The organism is Kocuria sabuli, from assembly GCF_040981185.1.
Lineage (GTDB): Bacteria > Actinomycetota > Actinomycetes > Actinomycetales > Micrococcaceae > Kocuria > Kocuria sabuli.
The window spans coordinates 1-623 of the sequence record NZ_JAVHZE010000080.1; the positions used below are offsets into that span (position 1 = coordinate 1).

Genomic DNA, 623 nt, shown 5'->3' on the forward strand with positions numbered 1-623 from the left:
AGTTTTGAGTTCAGGAACAACAGTGATCCATTTCCCCCTGTATACCGAGTTACTTTTTACTGTCTGTTTCCTGAACACCCAGACAGAAAGTGTTGCACTCTGGATATCAAAATCCTGTAATTCTTTAAGTTTCATCCTTATCTCCACTAATAATAATGACAGACTGTATTGTCTGATATTCGTAATCAGAATCAGGGGAAATACTCAGGTTTGATAATACCACACCTGAGTGTGTCTTTTTGCTACCTGGATGTCGATAAGTTACTTCATACATTTTCCAGTTGAATACGATAAGTATAGGGTTAAGTATTATTTGTCCGGTCTTATAAGACAGCCAGAAGAGCCAGAGAAGAAATACAATAAACCCCAAAAATTTGTTGGTCTCCTGGTAATTAATGCTCATGAACGAAACAATGTAAGGGAGAACATAGTTCATCAGGTCTGACGGCGTATACTTTACTTCCAGAATCCTGATTTTTTGCTCATCGCTTTTAGCCAGTTTTAATATAAGCCATGAAAGAAGAAAACATACCAGGCAGATGAGAAATAAACTGACGGACAGTAATGGTTCCTTAAACGGCAGGTTACAGGAGTCAGATGTCAATAAATCAAAGCAAAGATGC

At 37.7% G+C, this 623-nt stretch carries 1 protein-coding gene; it reads right to left on the minus strand.

Going from position 1 to position 623, the window contains the following annotated elements:
* Positions 1 to 124 precede the first annotated feature (124 nt).
* Positions 125 to 623 (minus strand): KwaA family protein (locus RE027_RS17985; RefSeq protein ID WP_368809664.1); only part of this gene is annotated, 499 nt, incomplete at its 5' end.